Origin of the sequence: Streptomyces sp. NPDC032198 (assembly GCF_040636975.1) — a bacterium.
GTDB lineage: Bacteria > Actinomycetota > Actinomycetes > Streptomycetales > Streptomycetaceae > Streptomyces.
On the sequence record NZ_JBEZVL010000019.1, the window covers coordinates 21,708 to 42,931 of the forward strand.

Annotated in this window: 17 protein-coding genes; 6 read left to right on the top strand and 11 right to left on the bottom strand. The window is 70.7% G+C overall.

Going from position 1 to position 21,224, the window contains the following annotated elements; translation table 11 throughout:
* Positions 1-116 precede the first annotated feature (116 nt).
* Complete coding sequence (ccrA, locus tag AB0E78_RS37640; protein WP_361842892.1) at positions 117-1,496, top strand: crotonyl-CoA carboxylase/reductase; 1,380 nt, start codon at positions 117-119, stop codon at positions 1,494-1,496.
* Here the strand turns inward: ccrA and AB0E78_RS37645 are convergent.
* The 8 genes from AB0E78_RS37645 to AB0E78_RS37680 form a co-directional block, all read right to left on the bottom strand.
* Positions 1,441-3,786, bottom strand: coding sequence for a LuxR family transcriptional regulator (locus tag AB0E78_RS37645; protein ID WP_361842894.1), 2,346 nt, complete (start codon positions 3,784-3,786; stop codon positions 1,441-1,443). The genes ccrA and AB0E78_RS37645 overlap by 56 nt on opposite strands.
* Positions 3,787-3,902: 116 nt before the next feature.
* Positions 3,903-4,739, bottom strand: coding sequence for a 4'-phosphopantetheinyl transferase superfamily protein (locus tag AB0E78_RS37650; RefSeq protein WP_361842897.1), 837 nt, complete (start codon positions 4,737-4,739; stop codon positions 3,903-3,905).
* Positions 4,740-4,803: 64 nt separating this feature from the next.
* On the bottom strand, positions 4,804-5,571 hold the full coding sequence (locus AB0E78_RS37655) for an acyl carrier protein (RefSeq protein ID WP_361842900.1): 768 nt from the start codon (positions 5,569-5,571) through the stop codon (positions 4,804-4,806).
* Positions 5,561-6,298, bottom strand: a complete 738-nt coding sequence (locus tag AB0E78_RS37660) for a ScbR family autoregulator-binding transcription factor (RefSeq protein ID WP_361842902.1) — start codon at positions 6,296-6,298, stop codon at positions 5,561-5,563. The genes AB0E78_RS37655 and AB0E78_RS37660 overlap by 11 nt, the downstream gene beginning before the upstream one ends.
* Positions 6,299-6,350: 52 nt before the next feature.
* Positions 6,351-7,178, bottom strand: coding sequence for an AfsR/SARP family transcriptional regulator (locus AB0E78_RS37665; protein WP_361842905.1), 828 nt, complete (start codon positions 7,176-7,178; stop codon positions 6,351-6,353).
* Between the two features lie 171 nt (positions 7,179-7,349).
* On the bottom strand, positions 7,350-8,012 hold the full coding sequence (locus AB0E78_RS37670; protein ID WP_361842908.1) for a ScbR family autoregulator-binding transcription factor: 663 nt from the start codon (positions 8,010-8,012) through the stop codon (positions 7,350-7,352).
* A gap of 272 nt (positions 8,013-8,284) precedes the next feature.
* On the bottom strand, positions 8,285-9,520 hold the full coding sequence (locus AB0E78_RS37675) for a cytochrome P450 (RefSeq protein WP_361842911.1): 1,236 nt from the start codon (positions 9,518-9,520) through the stop codon (positions 8,285-8,287).
* Positions 9,521-9,733: 213 nt separating this feature from the next.
* Positions 9,734-10,423: a ScbR family autoregulator-binding transcription factor gene (locus tag AB0E78_RS37680; RefSeq protein ID WP_361842913.1), complete on the bottom strand. Its 690-nt coding sequence runs from the start codon at positions 10,421-10,423 to the stop codon at positions 9,734-9,736.
* A 633-nt stretch (positions 10,424-11,056) separates the two neighbouring features.
* On the opposite strand from AB0E78_RS37680, the gene AB0E78_RS37685 reads away from it, so the two are divergent.
* From AB0E78_RS37685 to AB0E78_RS37695, 3 genes are all read left to right on the top strand, one after another.
* Complete coding sequence (locus AB0E78_RS37685; RefSeq protein ID WP_361842915.1) at positions 11,057-12,844, top strand: acyl-CoA dehydrogenase; 1,788 nt, start codon at positions 11,057-11,059, stop codon at positions 12,842-12,844.
* Positions 12,845-13,195: 351 nt separating this feature from the next.
* On the top strand, positions 13,196-13,483 hold the full coding sequence (locus AB0E78_RS37690; protein WP_361842918.1) for a hypothetical protein: 288 nt from the start codon (positions 13,196-13,198) through the stop codon (positions 13,481-13,483).
* Positions 13,480-13,878, top strand: a complete 399-nt coding sequence (locus AB0E78_RS37695) for a PIN domain-containing protein (protein ID WP_361842920.1) — start codon at positions 13,480-13,482, stop codon at positions 13,876-13,878. The genes AB0E78_RS37690 and AB0E78_RS37695 overlap by 4 nt, the downstream gene beginning before the upstream one ends.
* Positions 13,879-14,453: 575 nt before the next feature.
* On the opposite strand, the gene AB0E78_RS37700 is transcribed toward AB0E78_RS37695, so the two are convergent.
* From AB0E78_RS37700 to AB0E78_RS37710, 3 genes are all read right to left on the bottom strand, one after another.
* Complete coding sequence (locus tag AB0E78_RS37700) at positions 14,454-15,821, bottom strand: class I SAM-dependent RNA methyltransferase (RefSeq protein ID WP_361842923.1); 1,368 nt, start codon at positions 15,819-15,821, stop codon at positions 14,454-14,456.
* Positions 15,822-15,944: 123 nt separating this feature from the next.
* Complete coding sequence (locus AB0E78_RS37705) at positions 15,945-18,053, bottom strand: APC family permease (RefSeq protein ID WP_361842926.1); 2,109 nt, start codon at positions 18,051-18,053, stop codon at positions 15,945-15,947.
* A 61-nt stretch (positions 18,054-18,114) separates the two neighbouring features.
* Positions 18,115-20,391 (bottom strand): MMPL family transporter, encoded by a 2,277-nt coding sequence (locus tag AB0E78_RS37710; RefSeq protein WP_361842928.1) that lies wholly within the window; start codon positions 20,389-20,391, stop codon positions 18,115-18,117.
* A 196-nt stretch (positions 20,392-20,587) separates the two neighbouring features.
* Here AB0E78_RS37710 and AB0E78_RS37715 point away from each other — a divergent pair, with 196 nt between their 5' ends.
* On the top strand, positions 20,588-20,917 hold the full coding sequence (locus AB0E78_RS37715; RefSeq protein ID WP_361842931.1) for a winged helix-turn-helix domain-containing protein: 330 nt from the start codon (positions 20,588-20,590) through the stop codon (positions 20,915-20,917).
* Entirely contained in the window at positions 20,917-21,156 is a 240-nt protein-coding gene (locus tag AB0E78_RS37720) for a hypothetical protein (protein ID WP_361842933.1), read from the top strand. Before AB0E78_RS37715 ends, AB0E78_RS37720 begins: the two co-directional genes overlap by 1 nt.
* The last annotated feature ends 68 nt before the right edge of the window (positions 21,157-21,224 follow it).

Below are 21,224 nucleotides of genomic sequence, written 5' to 3' on the forward strand. Positions count from 1 at the left end.
GGCCAGGGGTGCCCGCACCGGCGCGGGTCGCGCCAGCCTGAAGGGACGTGCACCGTGTGCACCGTGCACCCTCTCGACTCCCACCCTCGGCTCTCTAGAGAATTCCGGGAACTCACGTGACGGAGATCATCAGCGCCCTGCTCTGCGAGGACGCGACCCCTCAGGACATCGCGGGCCTGCCCCTGCCGGAGAGCTACCGCGGTGTCGTGGTGCGCCGCGAGGACGAGGACATGTTCGAGGGCATGGCCGCCGCGGACAAGGACCCGCGCAAGTCGCTCCACCTGCGGGAGATCCCGCTCCCGCTGCCCTCCCCGGGGGAGGTTCTGGTGGCCGTGCTCGCCTCCTCGATGAACTCCCACTCCGTGGCGGCCTCGCTCTTCGAACCACGGTCCGCCTTCGGCCTCCTGGAGCAGTACGCGGAGCTCTCCCCCGCCACCGCCCGGCACGCGCTTCCGTGCCACGTCATCGGCTCCGACCTCGCGGGCGTCGTCCTGCGCACCGGCCCCGGTGTCCACCGCTGGAAAGCGGGCGACCGGGTGGTCGCGCACTGTCTGTCGGAAGGACCGGAGCCCGCGGACGCCCGCGACGACGCGCGGCCCGGCTCCGGGCAGCGCCTGTGGGGCCACGAGACGAACTTCGGCGGCCTCGCCGAGCTGGCCCTGGTCGGATCCGGCCAGCTCATGCCCAAGCCGGAGCATCTGACGTGGGAGGAGGCCGCCGCGCCTGGCCTGGCCCACTCCACCGCGTACCGCCGGCTGGTCTCGGCGAACGGCGCCCGCATGAAGCAGGGCGACAACGTTCTCATCTGGGGGGCGGGCGGCGGCATCGGCTCGTACGCCACCCAGTTGGCGCTCGCGGGCGGTGCGACACCGATCTGTGTCGTGAGCGGTCCGCGGAAGGCGGAGATCTGCCGTGCGGCGGGCGCGGCCGCGGTCATCGACCGCAGCGCCGAGGGCTACCGCTTCCGGACGGACGGGCACGCCCAGGACCCGCGCGCGTGGCAGCGGTTCGGGGAGCACGTCCGGGAGCTGACCGGCGGTGAGGACATCGACATCGTCCTCGCCCACCCGGGGCGCGAGACCTTCGGTGCGTCGGCGCATGTCACGCGCAAAGGCGGCACCGTCGTCGCCAGCGCCTCTCCGGCGGACGACGGCCGGATGTACGACGACCACTGCCCGTCGGCGGTCCCGCTGGCCCACAAGCGCGTCATCGCCCCCGGGTTCGCGGACCGCCGCGAGGCGTGGGAGGCCAACCGGCTGCTGGTCAAGGGCCGGATCCACCCGACGCTCTCGACGGTGTACCCCCTGGCGGAGACCGGGCAGGCCGCGTACGACGTGCGCCGCAATCTCCACCGGGGCAAGGTCGGTGTGCTCGCGCTCGCGCCGCGTCAGGGTCTCGGCGTGCGGGACCACGAGACCCGCGCCCGGCACATCGACGCGATCAACCGCTTCCGTGACATTCGAGTCCCAGGTCGGCAAGGCCCGCCCGCGACGTGACCCGCAGCTTGCGGTAGATCCGCGTCAGGTGCTGCTCGACGGTGCTGGGCGTGACGTACAGGCGGGCCGCGATCGCACGGTTCGTGCTGCCCTGGGCGGCGAGCACGGCGACGCGCCGTTCCGCGTCGCTGAGCCGCCCCGCCGGGTCGCCCTCGCCCTCTCCGCGCTTCTGGGCCGACCGCAGGGCCTCGGCCGCCCAGGGGCGCCAGTCGAGCGCACCGGTGGGGTGCACGCCCCAGGAGGCCAGCAGGTCACGACAGGCGTGGAAGTCGCCGAGCGCCGCGCGCGGACGGCCGGCGGCCAGCTGGTGGCGGCCTCTGGCCAGCACGTACTGCGGTCCTGCCCGGCTCGTGAACATCGCTTCCGGCACGGGCACCGCCAAGTACCGCTCCGCCTCGTCGGGTTCGCCCCGTTCGGCGGCCGCCGTGACGGCCGCGGCCAGCGGCACACCGACGGCCACGCCCCACGCCTCGGGTGCGAGCAGGTCAAGGGCCCGCCGGGCGTGCCGAGCCGCGTCGGCGAAGGCGCCGGTCCGCGCCCGCACCACGGCGGCGACGGCAGCCATGGCGGCAAGACGGGCGGGCGTGCTGCGCAACGCCCGTACGCCTTCCGTCAGTTCGGCCCATCGGATGGTGCGGTCCGTCTCCCCCGCGTGCAGCACGGTACACAGCACGGCGGCGACGCCTGGCGCGGGGGCATGGTCGTAGACGAGTGCCTGCAGGGTGCGCTCGGCCGCCTCCGGTACGCCGTCGTGCGGGGCTGCTCGGGGCAGCACCGGCAGGGCGCCACGCGGTGGTGCCGCTCCGTCGGCCTTCGAACCGGGCGGCCGGACGGCTGCTCCTGGATAGACGTGGCCGAGAATCCGCTCCAACTCCCGTCGCCCGGGTGCGACTTCCGGTGTCCCGGGCGTTCCTTGCCCGTCGGCCTCCGGGTCCTGGAGGAGGGCGTCCGCGGCCTCGGCGGGCCTGCCGTGCCACAGCAGCAGCTCCGCCGTCTGCGCCCCCGCCGCCGGCTGCCCTTCCGATGCGCCCAGGAAGCGGGGGACGGCGACGGGGCCGGTCTCCCACTCGGCGCGCGCGAGCAGTTGCCGGACCTCCGCCCGGAGCCGCCGTTCTCCGCCCGCGCAGCCTGTCGCCGTCCGCAGCAGCCGGACGGCTTCGCGGGGTCTGCCGGACCGCAGCTCGCGCCGGGCCGCGTCCGCGAGCAGCGGGGCGGCCCATTCGGGGCCGGGGCGCCCGCTCGCGGACACTCCGGCGGCCGCCAAGTGGTCCGCCACCAGATGGGGTTCGGCGCCGCTCTCGTACAGCAGCTCGGCGGCCCTGAGGTGCAGGGCGACCGTGTCGGGGCCGGGCAGCGCCTCCAGGACCGCCGCGCGCACACCCGCGTGGCGGAGCCTGCCGCCGTCGAGCAGTCCGGCCGCGGCCAGCGCGTCGAGCTGCGGCACGACCGCCCGTTCATGGATGCCGAGGAGCTGGGCGAGCAGGGTGAGCGTCGCGGCTTCGTCGAGGACCGCCAGAGCGTGCGAGGCGGCCGTGGCTTGCGCGCCCGCGCCGCGCAGACAGTCCAGGACGGCCCGCCGGAAGGCCGTTCCGGCCACCGGCCGGGCGGTCCGCACCGGTGCGCAGGCACGGTGATCGTCCACCAGCGCCCGCAGCAGCCGGGGGTTGCCGCCGGTGAAGCGGTGCCACGGCGGTGCGCACCGCCGTGTCGCGTCACCGTCCAGCACACCCGTCGCGCCCAGGAGCGCGGCGACCCCGCCCTCGTCCAGGGGAGCCGCCGCGACGGGAACGCAGCGCGGATGACGCAGGAGTTCGGCGAGGGGCAGGGCGAGCGGGGTGCCTCCGGCGCCGGACAGGACCAGCAGGACGCCGCGGCCCACGAGGCGGCCGCACAGGTGGAGCAGGCACCGCGCGGATGCCTCGTCCATGTACTGCGCGTCGTCGACGAGGACGACGACCGTGCGGTCGGCGGCGATCCCTCGCAGCGCGGCGTGGAATGCGGCAGGTCCTGTCACCACGTCCTCGTACGCCTCCTGGAAGGCGTCCGCCCCGGCGGCGCTGAGCAGTTGCCCCACCACGCCGAGCGGAATCCGGGACTCAGCGGGGGACGCGCGGGCGCTCAGGACCAGGGCGCCGCGGTGCCCGGCCTTTCGGGCCAGCCCGTCCAGGAGCGTGCTCTTGCCGGTCCCGGAGCCGCCGGTGAGGCGCGCGGCCCGCACCTCGCCCCGCAGGGCGGCGGCCAACAGGCCCTCCAGCGGGTCGACTTCGGCTTCCCTGCGCTGCAGCTCCACGGACAACCCCCACGTCGTCGGGCCGTCATGGCGGCCGCCTCATTCCATCCGGGCACTCTGCACGGGCGTGCGGCAGGATCGCTGGTAGCGGACCGGAGGCCCGCTCGAGCGACGGACTAGACGCGTTGCTCGACGGGCCGCGGCAGGGCCAGCTCCCGTGGCACCGCACGGCCCCAGGGGAAGCCGTGGTGCAGGTGCAGGACGGGCTCCTCATGGGGTCCGGTCAGTACGGCGACGGCCGCGAGCACGCCGGGTTCCGGTTCCAGCTCGGCGAAGCGCCAGCACCCTCGCCCGGCAGGGGCGTCGTCGGGCGGCCGGAAGGAGAGCACGCCCCGGTCGTCGGCGAGTGTGAACGCGAAGGAGTCGAAGGGCAGTCCGAGGCCGAGGCCCCGCCCCTTGGAGTACGCCTCCTTGAGTGTCCACAGCCGTAGCGCCCGACGGTCGCGCTCGACGCCCGCCGCGGCCAGCGCCACCCACTCCCGCTCCTGGCGCGCGAAGGTCTCGACGATGGCGTCGAGGCTCCGGCCCCCGCGGTCGAGCCGCTCGATGTCGACGCCGATGCGGTGTCTGCGCACCACGCCCAGCAGGTTGTGCCCGTGGGCGTGCGACAGGTTGAAGTCCAGTTCGCGGCCGCCGCGCGGCAGCCCTTCCGCGGGCTTCTGCAGGAACGGGCGGCCCCGTGAGGAGCGCCAGATCACGGCCTCCGCCTCGGGAATGCCACTCTCCAGGGCGAGGACGCGCCGCACGAGCGCGTGCGCGACGAGGTACTGGCGCCGGTCGCGCTCGAAGAGGAAGTGCCTGGCGATGTCCTGTTCCTGCTCGTCGAGCCAGTGGCTCGCCAGGGTGGCGGCGATACCCGGGTCGAGTTCGTCGTTGGGGCAGAACCAGAGCTTGACGGGCGCGACCGCGCACTGCGGCGGACCGAGGGGTTCAGCCGACACGGGGGTGGTCATCCGGCCGGCTCCTTCCCTGGGACCGGGTGGGTGTGTCTCGCTCGACCATGTCGTCCCGGCCGCTTCAGCCCTGCCGGGGCAGCACCGCGAGGGCCTGGCCCACGGTGACCCGGCCGACGCGCACCGCGTCGAGCAGGTCCTCCAGCGGCATCGTCCCCAGGGCCGGTTCCGCTTCCTGCGCCACGGCGGGCGGGGTCCCGCCCGCGGGCAGGAGCGAGGTGATGTGGTCGGCGAGCGCGGCGAGGTTCTGGTGCTCGTACAGCGAGGCGGCCTGCTCGTGCAGCCCGTACACGTGGTTGACGACCCGGATGAACTCCGTGGCCAGCACGGATCCCACACCGAGGGCGGGGAACGTCACCGTGGTGCCGATCTCCCACGGGTCGGCGCCCAGGATGCGGGCGATCTCCTCGCGCAGGACGTCCAGGACGGGGGGTTCCTGCCCGGTGGGCGCGGGGTCGGGCAGCGGGGCCTGTGCGGTCACGGACGGCGCCCCGGTCACGGACGTCGCCGCGGGCGCGGGCAGCTCCGCGGTCGCCGGATCCGAGTGCGGCTCCCTGGCCCCCTCCCCCGCCACGAACTGCGCGAAGGCCAGCGGCGTGGGGTGCTCGGTGAGCGTGTCGGCGTCGATCGAGGTGCCGTAGTGGGCGTTCACCGCGGCCATGTACTCCACGGAGATGAGCGAGTCGACGCCGAAGGTCCAAAACCGCTGCGCCGGGTCGATCTTCTCGGGCCTGAGCCGCAGGACATCGGCGAGCATGTCCACGACCCCGGCCAGCACATCGGCGAACGGCGCGGGGGGCGCGGTGAGGGTGATCTGCTGTTCACTGGGCATGCGTCGGCTCCAATGCGTCCTGGTGGTCGCGGGGGCGGCCCCCTCGTCCGGTCCGGCCGGCGGGGGTGGTCTCGACTTCCCGGTCCGGGGGCCGGCGGGCCCCTTCCGGGGCGCCGGGCGCACCGGTGCGGTACCGGTCCGCCTGGCCCTTCGGCACGAGCACCGTCAGGATCAGGTCCCACAACGCGCCGACCCTGTGGGCGAGTTCGTCGCACGGAAGGCCCGTACCGGCCAGGGCGCCGAGCCCGCTCAGCAGCGCGGAGAGCAGGGTCCTCGCGCCGTCCCCGCGGGCGCCGGGATGCAACTCACCGGCCTCGTCCGCCTGTTGGAGCAGCCGCAGCGCCTCGGCGGTCCACACCTGGTACAGGTCGGCGACCGGAGGCTGCCGGCCGACGCATTCGTTGGTGATGCGGAACCCGGCGCTGACGAGGGGCTCCTCCCGCGGAGCCCGTACCAGCCGGTGCGTCATGTCGATGAGCGTCTGCACGGGCGCCACGTCCGACTCCCCCTGCCGCCGGGCGAACTCGTCCAGCAGCGTGCGGCTCTCCTGCTGCACCGCGTCGGCAAGGCCGTCCTTGGAGGCGAAGTGGAAGTACAGTGCCCCCTTGGTCATGCCCGCGGTCGCGGCGATCTCTCCCAGTGTGGCGTGGGCGTACCCCTGCCTGTCGAACACCTCCGCACCCGCCTGGATCAGCCTGTGCCGCGTCCGTTCCGACCTGGCCTGCATCGGTGCCTCACCCGTCTCCCGAGTCTCCCTGCCGAGACCGCCCGGCACGTCGTCAGCCCACCTGCGCGAGCCGGGCGCCGTCGGCACCCTGATCGGCCGCGTTCTCCGGGCCGGCCATCAGGATGGAGCGCTGCAGCCTGCGCAGCCCGGCCGACGGCTCAAGTCCCAGCTCCCGTACGAGAGTTGCGCGCAGCCTCTGGTACGCGTCGAGCGCCTCGCTGCGGCGTCCCGATCGGTAGAGCGCCAGCATGAACTGGCCGTGCAGGTTCTCGTGCGTGCGGTACCGGTTGACCAGGACCGTCAGCTCACCCAGCAGTTCGCGGTGCCGCCCGAGCCGGAGGTCCGCCTCGATGCGCTGATCGAGCGCACACAGTCGGGTCTCCTCGAGGCGCCGGGCCTGCATCTCCAGCTGGGGCCCGGCCTGTACGTCGGCGAAGGCCGCCCCGGCCCACAGCGCGAGGGCGTCGCGCAACTCGCGGGCCGCGTGCGGGAAGTCGTCGGCGTCCATGGCCCGGTAGCCGAGCCCGGCGAGCCGGTCGAACTCCCGGACGTCGCTCGAGCCGCCGGAGGTGCGCAGGACATAGCCGCCCGGAGCGGTGACGAGCACGTCCTTGGGGCTGCGCGGAGGGGCGCCCTCGGGGTCGTGCTCAAGGGCCGCGGCGATCAGCTCACGGAGCTGCAGCACATAGGTCTGCAGCGTGGTCCGCGCGCTGCGCGGAGGGGTGTCACCCCAGAGTTCCTCGATGAGGGACGCGATGGGTACGACCTGGTCCGCATGCAGGGCGAGCAGCGCGAGCACCTGACGTGGCTTCGGCGCCCTGGGGGTCACCGAGGTCCCGTTCTCCCTGACGACCAATGCGCCCAGCACTTCGATATCCATGCCGTTCCCCTCTTCCTGCATGCGTTGTCGGTCGCCCGAGGCCCTCGTCCAGAGTCGTTTCCCGGTACGCAACGAGTTAAAAACGGGACGGACGGTTTGTCAATACCAAACCGTCCGTGCTGTTTTATTTTAACGTCGAGAGCGCCCCCGCAGAGCCCGCCCAAGGGCCTCTCAGGACCCGGGCCGACCCCCACCCGAGCCCCCGCCCGCACCCCCACCCAGACCCTCGCCCGGACAGGCCGAGACCTGGCCCGGCTCCTGCGCCAGGCCGGGCAGCAGCAGCTCCCAGAACCCGCCGAAGCTCCGCTCGGTGAGCCACCCCGGGTTCCCGGCGCCGAGCACCTCGAAGCCCACGGTCACGGCCACGATCACGGCGGCGGCGGTGTCCGGCGACACCCCTTCCGCGAGACGGCCCTCCCGCTGCACGCGGCGCAGCGCCTCCTCGACCCACTGCTGCCAGTCCCGCCGGAGGCGGGAGTCGGCGCCCCCACGGCAGCGGTCCCCGCCGAGCTCGAACCCGGCCCGCACCACGACGTCACCCGCGAGCCGGTTCATCAGCCCGTACGTCGCGTCGACGAGCACCTGGAGCATGCCGCCCTCGGTCTCGGCGACCGGCCCGGTGATCCGGCGCAGCGACTCGGACGCCTCTTCCTCGACGGCCCGGGCCAGCGCCTGCTTGCTCGCGAAGTGGAAGTGCAGGGCGCCGTTGCTGACGCCCGCCCGCTTGCTGATCGTGGTGAGCGAGGCAGGTGCGTACCCTTCCTCCGCGAACACTTCGGCCGCAGCACGGATCAATGACCTGCGCGTACGTAGCGCACGCTCCTGCTTGACCATCACTTGTCTCCTGGGGCCCCCGACGGCGGCAGGCGTCGGGCCGGCCCTGCGTCGCGCCCCTCGCTCGCGGGTTGCTGAGGTGGGTTGCCGTGCTCGCGCGACGGCAGGTTGGCCTCAGATTAACAAACCGCATGAGCGGTTTTGAGCAGCGTCACTCGCATCCCGCTGGTCATCACATCGACTCCGGCTCGAGCGGGCCGCCCACGGCGAAGAGCTCCGCGCCCGTGTCGGGACCGCGGAGCTCCAGGGCCGCCGGGGAGGGAGCGGCTGGGTCAGCGCGCCGGCGTGCCGAGCAGCACGGGCAGGGACGCGTGACCGTTCATCAGGAAGGTCTGCATGGGCTCGAGTTCGTCCGCGGCGCAGGCGAGACGCAGGTCCGGGAAGCGCGCGAAGAGGGTCGCGAAGGCGGTGGAGGACTCCACGCGGGCCAGCGGGACCCCCATGCAGCGGTGCGCGCCGTGCCCGTACCCGAAGGTGTCGCGGTCGGTGCGCAGCAGATCGAACTCGGCCGCGTCCTCCCCGTACCGCTCGGTGTCGTGACCGCCCGCGGCGAAGGAGACCAGGATCGGGTCGCCCTTCTTGATCTCGACGCCGTCCAGGTCGATGTCCTCCACCGCGAAGCGCATCGGCGAGTAGGCCCCGGGAGTGTGCACACGCATGGTCTCGGCTGCGACGTCGTCCCACGTGGCGCGGCCCGCGCGGACGTGCTCGAGCTGCTCCGGGTGGGTCAGGAGCGCTCCGACGGCGTTGGTTATCAGCGTGGCAGTGGTGTCCTGGCCGCCCGCGATCATCAGGAAGAGGGTGCCGAGGAGCTCGGATTCGGAGAGCCGGTCGCCCTCGTCCCGGGCCTGGATCAGCAAGGACGTGAGGTCGCTGCCGGGCTCGGCGCGCTTGGCCGCCACATGCGCGGCGAGCAGCCCGAAGGCCTCCATGCGCGCCGCTTCCATCTCCTCGGCCGGCACCGTGGTGCTGAACACCGTGTGCAGCGCGGCGCACAGGGCGGCCGTGGCAGCGCCCTGCGGCACCCCGAAGAGTTCACAGATGACGCGCATGGGCAGCACTTCGGCGAACGCCGTGCGCAGGTCGACGACCCCGGACGGCAGCGCCGCCAGATCGTCGACCAGCTCCTGCGTGATCTCCTCGACCCGGGGGCGCAGCGCCTCGGAGCCGCGCGCCGTGAACGCGCCCGCCACCAGGCGCCGGAGCCGCGCGTGCTGGTCGCCGTAGGAGAAGAGCATGTTCTCGTTGGCCACCCACGGGTAGAGGGGCCAGTTCTCCGTGATGCGGCCGGACCTCAGGTCGGGCCAGTGCTGCCGGGCGTCCTTGGACACGCGCGGGTCGATCAGCAACTGCTCCACATGGCGCTGGCCCACGACCGCCCAGGCGGAGACCTCGCCCGGCAACTGCACCTTGACCGCGGGGCCTTGGGCCCGCAGTTTCGCCGCCTCACCGACGAGGTCGCGCCCCGTGACGTCCAGCGCGTACGGGCAAGCAGTAACGTCCGTCATCTTCACCCCTGAGCTCGATATCCACTGAGTCGTGCGCTTCACTCCGCACCACTGCGCATGCCGTGCCTCAGCGCGCACCGGTACCGGCCGTTCCTGTCGCCCGTGCTGTTCGTACCTTCGTACTCTTCGTGCTCTTGGTGCTCTTCGCACCGTTGGTGTGCTGCCGCTGGCGGGCACTGCCGCTCCCCCGAGTGGGACACCGCCCCCCAGGAATCAGCCGGCCACCTCCGCGGCGACCGCCTTCGCGTTCCGCCGGCTCGCGACGGCCTCCTCGTACACCCGCAGCGCACGGCCCGGCGAGATGTCGAGGCGCATGAGCACCGGGGGCACCGCGATGCTCGACATGAGATGCCGCTGCAGGTCCGCCACGCGGTCCGTCAGATCCGCATGGTCCGTCATGATCTTCGAGAGCACCTGAACTCCGGTGAAACTCCCCGCGAAGAGCATCGCGGCGGTTTCCACGTCCACCTGAGGAAGGAGCTCTCCGTTCTCCTTCGCCCCGGTCAGCACCTCGGCGTTGCGCCTCACCCACGCGCTCATCGGCACCCTCCGGTCGAGCCCGTCGTGCAACGAGCCCTGGTCCACGGTCAGTCGGACACTGCCGCGCACCATGGGGTCGCCGACGCTGAGCATGTAGGCGAGCACCAAGGACTCATCCACGCCCTGCTGAAGCTTCAGGTCACGCTCCGGGACCTCCGGGACCGCGAAAACCTGGTGCGCGAGGACTGCCTGCGCCAGTTGCTTCTTGGACGCGAAGTGGAAGTAGAGCGCGCCCTTGGTCACCCCGGCCCGCTTGAGGATCTCCGAGACGGCGGCCGCCTCGTATCCGACCTCGTCGAACACCTCTGCCGCCGCAACGAGAATCGCATCACGCGTCCGCACCGCTCGTTCCTGCTTCGCCACCACTACCTCCTCGCCGCGCCGACCCACACTGGAATTTCAAGACCGGGCGGTACGTATCTTATCGGCATCACCCTCCGTAGTCACCACACGGACACCGCAGCGTGTTTGCGGGCCAAACGCCCCCGTAACACGCCTTCACTCCTCACGGTGCGCAACGGCGACTCTTACAAGATTGCGGATGAAGGGAGAATAAAACCATACAGCCGGTTTTTCAATGCCCCGGTCCGCCGAGATCCGCACCGACCACACGCGACGAGACCTCACCGAGCCCCCTCAGGCGCCGATCCGCCCCCCGCAGGTCCCCCATCAGGCCATCCAGACCTCATACGCCCCAACGGAATTTCCGAATGCAGCATTCCACTTGCGAGGGCGTCTCCATCGAGCCCAAGAGACCTTGAAAACAAAACCGGTTGGTATGTATCTTGCGAGTCAAGTCGTCCTTCCAACCGGATCTGTGACAACAACTGGGGGAGAAGAATGTCCGTGGTCACCTGCCACAAAAACCCGACGTCAGAGCTTCTGGAACCACTGTCTTCCGAGAGTCCGCTCTTCCCGGAATCTCCGGGGCAGGGCGCACCGTCCGCACCACACCGCAGCGCGGGCCCCGCCGAAACGTCCGAGGAACTGAGCCACATGCTCTTCGACGACGGCTCCGGCGACCGCGAGCGCGTGCACGGCACCTGGCGCGAGTTCTTCTCCACCGAGTCGTTCCGCTACCGCGACGGCGCCGACCCCTCCGCTCGCGCGGCCCTCGCCTACGACCGGCTGCGCGAGGTCAACTCCCTTGTCGGCGGGGTCGAGAGCCTCGCCCGGGACCCCCGGATGCTGGCAAGCCTGCACGAGTGGGCCGCGATCGTGGACGGTGGCGGCGGGCTGTGCACCGTGGCCAGCATCCACTACAACCTGTTCCTCGGCAGCCTGCTCGACCACGGGGGGACCGGCGCACGCGACCTCTCGGACTTCACGTCGATGCGCCGCACAGGAACGTTCCTCTGCACCGAGCTCAAGCATGGCAACGATGCCAGCGCCCTGGAGACCACGGCCGAGTACGACCACGAGAGCGACGGCTTCATACTCCACACCCCGACTCCGGGCGCGCAGAAGTTCATGCCCAACACCAGCCCCATCGGCGGGCCGAAGAGCGCGCTCGTGGCCGCACGGCTCATCGTCGAGGGCCAGGACGAGGGCGTCTTCCTCTTCCTCACGCCGCTGAGCGACGAGCAGGGGACGCTGCCGGGGGTCGAGGTCCAGCTGCTGCCGTTCCGTTCGGGCGCTCCCGTCGACCACTGCCTGACCCGCTTCGACCAGGTGCGGCTGCCGCGCGAAGCCCTCGTCGAGTCGGAGCACGGCCGCATCGACGAGGACGGGCGGCTTTTCAGCAACCTGGGCAACCGGCGCAAGCGGTTCCTGCACTCGATCGGGCGCGTCACCGCAGGCAAGCTGTGCATGAGCGGGGCGGCCGTCGGCGCGTCCCGGGCCGCTCTTGCCATCGCCGTGCGCTACGCCGAGCACCGGCACATCAGCGGGGCGCGGGCCGGCCAGCAGGTTCCGCTGCAGGCCCACCGCAGCCACCACGGGCGGCTCCTCGACTCACTGGCCACGGCGTACGCGATGACGTTCGCGCACCGCGAGACGGTCACGCGCTTCATCGGGCACTCCCCCGAGGAGCGGGAGGGCGTGGAGCGTCAGGTGGCCGTCATGAAGGGCTGGATCACCTGGCAGGCACGCGCCATCACGACCGAGTGCCGGGAGCGGTGCGGGGCACAGGCCCTGTTCTCCGCGAACGGCCTCGCGGACTTCCCGCAGTACACCGAGGGCACGATCACCGCCGAGGGCGACAACCTTGTCATCTGGCTGAAGGCGGCGGGCGAGCTGCTGTTCCAGCCCAGCACCGAAAGCCGCGAGGAGGAGGAACTCCCCCTGGCCGCACGCTCATTGACGGACCTTCAGTTCCTGCGCGACCTGCTCGCCGACGCCGAGAAGCTCTGGCGGACACGGGCCGGAGCGGCGCTGCGCCGCGGCCCGGCCGGTGATCCGCTGGGCCGCTGGAACACCGCCTCGTCCGCCGCCCTGACCACGGTCGGCGTACACGCCGTCGGACGGGCGGCCGACGCCTTCCTGAACGCCGTGGACCGCACGGCCGACCCGGTGGCACGGGAACTGCTCGCGCAGACGTGCCGGCTCTTCATGCTGCGGCAGCTCGACCGCTACACCGGCGATCTGCTGGCCGCCGGCCGCCTGACCGCCGACCACGTCACGGCCCTGCCCGAGACCGCAGAGACCGTCACGTCCGAACTCGCCCCCCACATGAGCACCCTCGCCGACGCGTTCGACCTGCCCACCGGTTTCCTGGACGCCCTGCCGATGCTCCAGGACAGCGGCTACGGCTTCCTCCCCGAAACCCACCCCTCCTGGACCTGACCCCCCACCACCTGTCCCCCCACCCATCCCCCACCAAGAACCCCCAGATGTGCGGCGGCACACGGCCCGCCGCACATCTCGCTACCCGAAGAACGACGCAGCCCGGCGACCGCGAATCAGCGCCCCTTCTCAGCGGGCTCCAGGATCGCCACGCACTCCACGTGATGCGTCATCGGGAACATGTGAATCAAAAACAGGTGAAAGAAAACTGCAGGTCAGCGGCACATCAGGGGCAACTTGAGCTCATGGTCAACATGCATTGCGTGCACTATGGGCACTACGTGTGATCTCTTGACGCACGTGCCGGCCCAGGAGGTCGCCTTATGGCATTAGAAATGCCATACTCGAATCATGGCTGACGACGACAGCGGCTTCTTCCCCGGCGATGGCCCCAGCAGCGGGATCTCCGTCTCCCTCACCGCCGGCACCCTGCAGGCCATTCGCGAGCGGGTAGGCAAGCGCGGCGTATCCGCGTACCTGGAGAAGGCTGCCCAACGCCAGATCGAGCGCGACAACCTGGACGAGCTGATCGCTGACTTCGACCAGGCCAACGGTCCGGCCGACCCGGAGGCTGTAGCCGCCAAGCGGGCCAAGCTCACGGGAACCACCCCCGCTTCCAACACCGGTGCTGCTGCGTGAGCGGCGCCCTCGTCCTCGACAGTGAGGGCCTGGCCAAGGCCGTTCAACGCGACCGAGAGGTCCATGAGTGGCTCACCGCCGCCCGTGACGCCGACCTACCCGTCATCACCTCGGCCGCGGTGCTTGTCGAAGTGATCCACCCGAAGATCAACGACGCTGCGCTGAAATGGACTCTGTCCCGGCTGCGGGTCGAGCCGGTCACCCAGGCCATCGCCCAGTCGGCGGCGACACTACTGCGCACGGCCGGACTGCACGGCCACAAGTACGCCATCGACGCCATGCTCTGCGCCACCGCCCTAGCCCAGCCTGGGCGCGTCACGATCCTGACCTCAGACGTCGAAGACATCGCCATGCTCAGCGCCGACCACTCCCGGATCGCGACGGAGAAGGTCTGACGCAGCCGAGGCCAGCGCCACCCCTGCCCGCACCCCCAACACCGCTGGCCGCGAAAGAGAGTTGGGCATACGGCCACCCAAAACGCTCGCGGGGAACCGACACACGGCACGACTCTGCACGCGCCCCGGCACCGGCAGCGAGACGTTCACCGACGACCGAAGCTGAGCATTCTTAGCTGGGATATTGGGGAGGCCTGGTCATTCGGTAAGCCTGAACCTCCTGCTCTATTTGCGGTGTGCGTAGGAGAATTACCCTCGGCTGCGACGTCGCCGCGATACAGCCCTGGCGGCGTTGCGCCAATCTTGGCAACGCACCCGCGAGGCATCAATGAGCAACATCGCACAGTAGGAATCGAGTGCCGCGTCACTTGAACGAGCGTCAACCGATTCTCGTCAAGTTTCCGCAAAGCCAGACCTCGAAAACTGCACCTACCGCCCAGCGTGACGTGCACGATCAACCACCTGACGCTCCATCAGAATGAGCGTCATTTGGGCGTCACGAGCGTCATTTCAGCGTCAAGATATCGCCCGTAACGCCCACAGTGCACATAACGCACATCACCCGAACCCGCAGGTCAGGCGTCCTTCTTCACCGGCTCAAGAATCGCCACGCACTCCACGTGATGCGTCATCGGGAACAGATCGAACGCCCGCAGCGACCGCACGCGGTATCCGCCGTCGCGGAAGTACCCCAGGTCGCGGGCCAGTGCGGCCGGGTCGCAGGCCACGTAGGCAATTCGGCGGGCGCCCAGCTTCGTCAGGTGCTTCACCGTCTGCTTGCCCGCGCCCGCGCGCGGCGGGTCGAGGACGATCAGGTCGACCTCGGTGATGCCGGTGCGCGGCAGGGTGGCCTCGACCTTGCCCTGTTCGATGCGGACGCGGTCGAAGGCGGCCAGGTTGTGGCGGGCGTCCTCGACGGCTCGCTTGCCGGACTCGATGCCGAGGACCGCGCCCTTGTCGCCGACCCGGTCTGCGATCGCGCCCGCGAAGAGGCCGACGCCGCAGTAGAGGTCGAGGGCCGTGTCGCCCTTGCGGGGCGTGAGGCCCTGCATGACCGCGAGCATCAGCGTCTCGGCGGCCTTCGGGTGGACCTGCCAGAAGCCGCCGTTGCCGACGCGGTACGTGCGGTTGTCGGCGCGCTCGCGGACGAAGGGGCGGCCGTGGACGCGGTGGACGCCGCCGTCCTGTTCGGCGATGCGCAGGACCGAGACCGGCTTGTCCAGCTCCACGAGGGGCAGGCGCGCGCCCGGCTTCGGTTCCAGGATGACCTGGCGGTCCTGGGAGCCCGTGGCGGCGATGGCCTCGACCGACTCCATGCCGGACCAGTCGTGCTTCTCGATGCCCAGCTCGGAGACCCCGGGCGCCGCGATCATGCAGTGCTCGATCGGCTCGACCTCGTGCGAGCGGTGGCGGCGCAGGCCCGCGTTGCCGTCGGGGTCGACCGCGTACTGGACGCGCGTGCGCCAGGCCGGGACCTCGCCCTGGGGCAGCTTGTCGCCCTCGGCCGGTACGACCGTGCCGTCCCAGCCGGCCTCCTCGGGGGTGAGACCCGCGAGGCGCTGGAGCTGCTCGGTGATGACCTCACCCTTGAGTCGGCGCTGCGCGCCCGGCTTCGCGTGCTGCCAGTCGCAGCCTCCGCAGCGGCCGGGGCCCGCGTAGGGGCAGGGGGCCTCGACGCGGTCCTTCGACGCCTCGATGACGGTCACGGCGTCCGCGCGCAGGAAGCGGGACTCCTCGTCACCGTCGGTCACGCGCGCGACGACCTTCTCGCCGGGGAGCGTGTGCCGGACGAAAAGAACGCGTCCCTCCGCTGTGCGGGCTACGCAGTGACCGCCGTGCGCGACCGGGCCCACCTCGACCTCGTACTCCTGCCCGATGAGCGAGGCCGCCTGCGAGTCCTCCTTCGAGTTCCCCGCCTGCGATTTCTTCGGTTCTGCCTGCATGGCGGGGTGACTCCACTACGTAAGGGGGTATCGGCCGAGAGAAACGGCCGGACAACAGCCCACCAGTCTACGTGGGTGTTGTCCGGCCGCTCACCAACAGCAGAGGGTCAGGAACCGTGACGGTCAGGACTTCTTGCCGTTCCCGCCACCGTTCCGTGCGCCGTTCCCGCCGCCGTTCCGTGCGCCGTTCCCGTTGCTCGGCTCCTTCGCGCGCTTCTCCACCGGTCCCCGCCGCACCGCACCCGGCGCGTTCCACTCCGACCGCTTCCTGGCCCGCTTCTTGGCGGCCTCGGAGGAGTCGAGCTGGTAGGGGACGGAGGTGACCATCACGCCGGGGGTGAAGAGCAGGCGGCCCTTGAGCCGGAGCGCGCTCTGGTTGTGCAGCAGGTGCTCGTACCAGTGGCCCACCACGTACTCCGGGATGATCACGCTGACCACGTCGCGCGGGCTCTCCTTGCGGAGGCCCTTGACGTACTCGATGATCGGCCGGGTGATCTCGCGGTAGGGCGAGTCGAGGATCTTCAGCGGGACGTGGATGCCGCGCCGCTCCCACTCGGTCCTGAGGGCCTTGGTCTCCACCGGGTCGACGTTGATGCTCAGCGCTTCGAGCGTGTCCGAGCGCATCAGCTTGGCGTAGGCCAGGGCGCGCAGCGTCGGGCGGTGGATCTTGGAGACCAGGACGATGGAGTGCACGCGCGAGGGGCGCACGCTGTCCTCGGACGGGGTGTCCGGGGCGGCGATCTCCTCGGCGACGCGGTCGTAGTGCCGGCGGATCGCGGACATCGTCGCGTAGAAGATCACCATGCCGAGCAGCGCGACCCACGCGCCGTGCGTGAACTTCGTGACGAGCACGACGATCAGGACCATGCCGGTGAAGAAGGCGCCGAAGGTGTTGATCGCCCGCGAGCGGATCATGTGGCGCCGCTTGGCCTGGTCCCGCTCGGCGCGCAGATGGCGGTTCCAGTGCCGGACCATGCCGATCTGACTGAGCGTGAAGGAGACGAAGACGCCGACGATGTAGAGCTGGATCAGGCGGGTCGAGTCCGCGCCATAGATCACGACGAGGAGCGCCGCGGCCCCCGCGAGGAGCACGATGCCGTTGGAGAACGCGAGCCGGTCGCCGCGGGTGTGCAGCTGACGCGGCAGGTAGCGGTCCTGGGCGAGGATCGAGCCGAGCAGCGGGAAGCCGTTGTACGCCGTGTTGGCCGCGAGGAAGAGGACCAGCGCGGTGGCGGCCGCGAGCACGATGAACAGGAAGCTGCCGTTGCCGAAGACGGCCTCGGCGACCTGGGAGATCACCGGGTTCTGGACGTAGTCGGAGCCGACCGGCACCCCGTTGTGGAAGAGGTCCTTGCCCGGGTACTCGGCCATGCGGACCTTGGTCGTCATGGCGAGCGCGATGATGCCGCAGAACATGGTGACGGCGAGGGCGCCCATCAGTGCCAGGGTGCTCGCCGCGTTCTTGCTCTTGGGCTTGCGGAAGGCCGGGACGCCGTTGCTGATCGCCTCGACGCCGGTGAGCGCGGCACAGCCGGAGGAGAAGGCCCGCAGGAGCAGGAAGACCAGGGCGAAGCCCGCGAGGCCGCCGTGCTCGGGCTTGATCTCGTAGTCCGCGGTGGGCGCCTTCATCGTCTCGTCGAGGACGATGCCCCGGAAGGCACCCCACGCGATCATGATGAAGACGCCGGCCACGAAGACGTACGTCGGGATGGCGAAGAGCTTCCCGGACTCCTTCACGCCGCGCAGGTTCATCACCGTGAGGAGCACGATGACGGCGACGGCGCAGAGGACCTTGTGCTCGACGACGAACGGGACCGCCGAGCCGAGGTTCTCGATGCCCGAGGAGATCGACACCGCCACGGTCAGGACGTAGTCGACGAGCAGTGCGCTCGCGACGGTGAGTCCCGCCTTGGGCCCGAGGTTGGTGTTGGCGACCTCGTAGTCGCCGCCACCGCTCGGGTAGGCGTGCACGTTCTGCCGGTACGACGCGACGACGGTGAACATCAGCACGACGACCGCGACAGCGATCCAGGGGCTGAAGTGGTACGCCGACACACCCGCGATCGAGAGGACTAGGAGCACTTCGCCCGGTGCATAGGCCACGGAGGAGAGCGGGTCGGACGCGAACACGGGTAGAGCGATGCGCTTCGGCAGGAGGGTTTCTCCGAGCCGGTCGCTGCGCAGTGCGCGCCCGATGAGGATCCGTTTGGGCACGTCGGTCAGTTTGGACACGCAGAGGATCGTAAGCGTTCGAATGGGTGCCCGCCCACCCACCACCCCCTAACGGCGCCGGTTAGCCACGACGCGCCGCCGGGGACTCCGCCCAATGCCCGGAAAGCGGACGCTGTTCGGCGCCCTGCGGTGCCTGCGGCACCTCCCGCGCCCCGTACCGCTCGGCCGTCCGCTGCTCGGCGCGGCGGATCGCGCGGGACGGCCACCAGGTGGCGCGCCCGAGGAGGAGCAGCGCCGCCGGCAGGATCATGATGCGGATCACGAACGCGTCGAGCAGGACGGCCGCCGCGAGGACGAAGCCCATCTGCTTCATCTCCAGGATGTGCAGCATGACGAAGCTCGCGAAGACGGTGACCATGACGATCGCGGCGCTGGTGACGACCTTGGCGGAGGAGCCGATGCCCTCGATGACGGCCTGCCGGGTGGGTACGCCGTTCAGTGCGGCCTCCCGGATCCGGCTGACCACGAACACCTGGTAGTCCATCGAGAGCCCGAAGAGGATCACGAAGAGGAAGAGCGGCACCCGCGAGGAGATCCCGCCGAGCGAGATGAACGAGAGCAGTTCCTCGGCCCACTCCCCCTGGAAGACCAGGACGAGGAGCCCGAGCGCGGACGCGGCGGAGAGCAGGTTGAGCACGATGCCGAGCAGTCCGAGGACGACCGAGCGGAACGCGAAGACCGTCATGGCGAAGGTCATCAGGAGCAGGAAGCCGAGGACGAGCGGCAGCTTCTGGTTCTGGTGGTCCACGTAGTCCGTGCCGCGCGGCACCTCGCCGGTGACGGCCGTCTCGACGCCGGGCAGTGTGCCGACGGTCGCGGGGAGATGGTCGTGGCGGAGGTGGTCGAGCGAGGCCTCGGCCTTCTCGGAGTACGTCGGGTGGGCGGTGTTCAGCTCCAGGGTGGTGGTCCTGCGGTCCTTCGAGGCGCGCAGGATCGGCGCGCCGGAGGGGTGCGAGAACAGCGGGTCGGTCTGCGCCCTGCGGTCCAGCCGCGTGAGCGCCTCGCGTACGTCGGCGGCCTGCGCCGCATCGGCCCGCACCACGACCAGGTGCCGGACGCGCTGCTCGGGGAAGGCTTCGAGCAGCCTGTCGTACCCCTTCATGGCCTCGATGTCGCGCGAGAAGCTGTCGCGGGCCGGGTTCTTGAGCTTCATGTCCAGGGCGGGCAGCGCGAGCCCCAGCATGACAAGGACCGACAGGCACAGGGTGAGCGCGGGGTGCTTGCGGGCGGGCGTGAGCAGGGCGCTCCAGGCCCGTCCCGGCTTCTTCTCGCCGTACGTCCGGACGGACTTGCCCTGGGCGAGGCGCTTGGCGGCGCGGCGCTCGGTGCGCCGGCCGAGCTTGACCAGGAGGGCGGGCAGCACCGTCACGGAGCTGACCACGGCGACGGCGACCACCAGGATGGTGCCGGTGGCGAGGGAGTCGAAGATGACGTCACGTGCCAGGAAGAGCGCGGTGGTGGAGACGATCACCGCGAGCCCGGAGACCACGATCGCGCGGCCCGCCGTCGCGGCGGCGGCCTCGACCAGGGCCTCCGAGGTGAGGCGGCCGCCCGCGCGGGCCCGTTCCTCGCGTTCGCGCTTGAGGTAGAAGAGCGTGTAGTCGACCCCGACGGCCATGCCGATGAGCAGGATCATGCTCATGCCGACGCCGGTGTCGGGCAGCAGGTGCGAGGCCAGCATGGCCAGGCCCATCGTCGCCATGATCGAGGTGACGGCGAGCAGCAGCGGTACGCCGACCATGATCACCGAGCCGAACACCAGGGCGAGCGTGATCAGCGTGACGGGCAGCGTGATGGCCTCGGAGAACTGCAGGTCCTCGTCTCGCTGGTCATCGACGCCCTTGCTCACGGAGGCGTCACCGGTCTCCTCGATCACCAGTCCCGGGTGCGCTTTCGCGGCCTCCTCGGTCTGGGCCTGGAGCGGCGGGACCGACTCCTGGTCCTCCTGCTCGGAGCCGTTCAGCTCCACCTGGACCCGCAGGATCCGCCCATCGGCCGACGGCACCGGCGGCGCCACCGATGCGACCTCGGGCAGCGACTTCATCCGGGCGGTGACGTCCTTGACGGCGGCAGCGGCGGCCTTCTTGTCGAGCGCCCCCGACTCGGCGCGGATCAGCACCTGTTCGGTGGGCCGCAGCTGGACACCGCCCTCGGTCGCCAGGGCCTCGGCCCGGCCGGCCTCGCCGACGCGGAAGTCCTCCGAGGTCGCGCTGTTCATGCCGGCGGCGATGCCGCCTCCCAGGCAGAGCACCACGAACACCAGCCAGCCGACGATCGCCCGTCCTGGATGCAGCGCGCTCCATCTGGCCACGCGCACCGTGACCGATCGCTTCCTCATGACCATCCCCACCCCTTCACGATCCCCAGTCCTTCATGTGTAAGTCGAGACTGACAGGTGAAGGAGCGAACCGTCAACTGTCATTCGAGGATGCGAAAAGGCGGATTGACAGTGGATCCCGTCATGCGTAAGCCTTGGCTGACAGGTTTCGGGACCAGCGGGAAGACCAGCTGGCAGACCAGCGAGAAGGCGGGCCATGGACAGCGAAGAGCTGCTCGCCTTCCTCTCCGCCGTCGGCCACGCCCAGCGGATCAGGATCATCACCGAGCTCGCCCCGGGGCAGCTGTACGTCAGCGAACTGGCGCGGCGGCTCGGCGTCTCCCGCCCCCTGCTCTACATGCACCTCGAACGTCTGGAGAAGGCCGGTCTCGTCGTCGGCCGCCTGGAGCTCTCCGACGACGGCAAGGCGCTCAAGTACTTCGAACTGGCGCCGTTCGACGTGCGATTGAACGTGGACACGATCCTCGCGGCCGTCCGGCAGGACGCGTCGGACGAGGACGGACAGCACTCACCTGAGGGGTCTTAATGGACGACGTGATCATCCCGGTCGCCTTCTTCCTGATACTCGCCGGCGCGATCGTGGCCGTCGCCTACTTCCAGACGCAGCGCAACCGCGAGCGCGACCGGCAGTACGCCGAGGCGATGGAGCAGTACCGCGAGGTCGTCGAGCGCGCCAGGTCCGAGCAGGAGGCCGCCCGGCTGCAGCTCGTCGAGATGGGCTACCGGCTCAAGTCCGTCGAGAGCCTGCTGCGCAGCGTGGACTGAGAATGCGGCGGGGACCGAGCACCGACAGGTGCACGGGGGTGCCATCGGCGGACCGTGCGTGTGTAGCT

What these genes read in the sequence shown, in the direction of transcription:
- AB0E78_RS37720 (WP_361842933.1), top strand. Translation starts at nt 20,917, where the DNA reads ATGGACGACGTGATCATCCCGGTCGCCTTCTTCCTGATACTCGCCGGC.
- AB0E78_RS37700 (WP_361842923.1), bottom strand. Translation starts at nt 15,821, where the DNA reads ATGCAGGCAGAACCGAAGAAATCGCAGGCGGGGAACTCGAAGGAGGAC.
- AB0E78_RS37715 (WP_361842931.1), top strand. Translation starts at nt 20,588, where the DNA reads ATGGACAGCGAAGAGCTGCTCGCCTTCCTCTCCGCCGTCGGCCACGCC.
- AB0E78_RS37690 (WP_361842918.1), top strand. Translation starts at nt 13,196, where the DNA reads ATGGCTGACGACGACAGCGGCTTCTTCCCCGGCGATGGCCCCAGCAGC.
- AB0E78_RS37665 (WP_361842905.1), bottom strand. Translation starts at nt 7,178, where the DNA reads ATGGATATCGAAGTGCTGGGCGCATTGGTCGTCAGGGAGAACGGGACC.
- AB0E78_RS37670 (WP_361842908.1), bottom strand. Translation starts at nt 8,012, where the DNA reads ATGGTCAAGCAGGAGCGTGCGCTACGTACGCGCAGGTCATTGATCCGT.
- AB0E78_RS37675 (WP_361842911.1), bottom strand. Translation starts at nt 9,520, where the DNA reads ATGACGGACGTTACTGCTTGCCCGTACGCGCTGGACGTCACGGGGCGC.
- AB0E78_RS37710 (WP_361842928.1), bottom strand. Translation starts at nt 20,391, where the DNA reads ATGAGGAAGCGATCGGTCACGGTGCGCGTGGCCAGATGGAGCGCGCTG.
- AB0E78_RS37650 (WP_361842897.1), bottom strand. Translation starts at nt 4,739, where the DNA reads ATGACCACCCCCGTGTCGGCTGAACCCCTCGGTCCGCCGCAGTGCGCG.
- AB0E78_RS37685 (WP_361842915.1), top strand. Translation starts at nt 11,057, where the DNA reads ATGCTCTTCGACGACGGCTCCGGCGACCGCGAGCGCGTGCACGGCACC.
- AB0E78_RS37655 (WP_361842900.1), bottom strand. Translation starts at nt 5,571, where the DNA reads ATGCCCAGTGAACAGCAGATCACCCTCACCGCGCCCCCCGCGCCGTTC.
- AB0E78_RS37660 (WP_361842902.1), bottom strand. Translation starts at nt 6,298, where the DNA reads ATGCAGGCCAGGTCGGAACGGACGCGGCACAGGCTGATCCAGGCGGGT.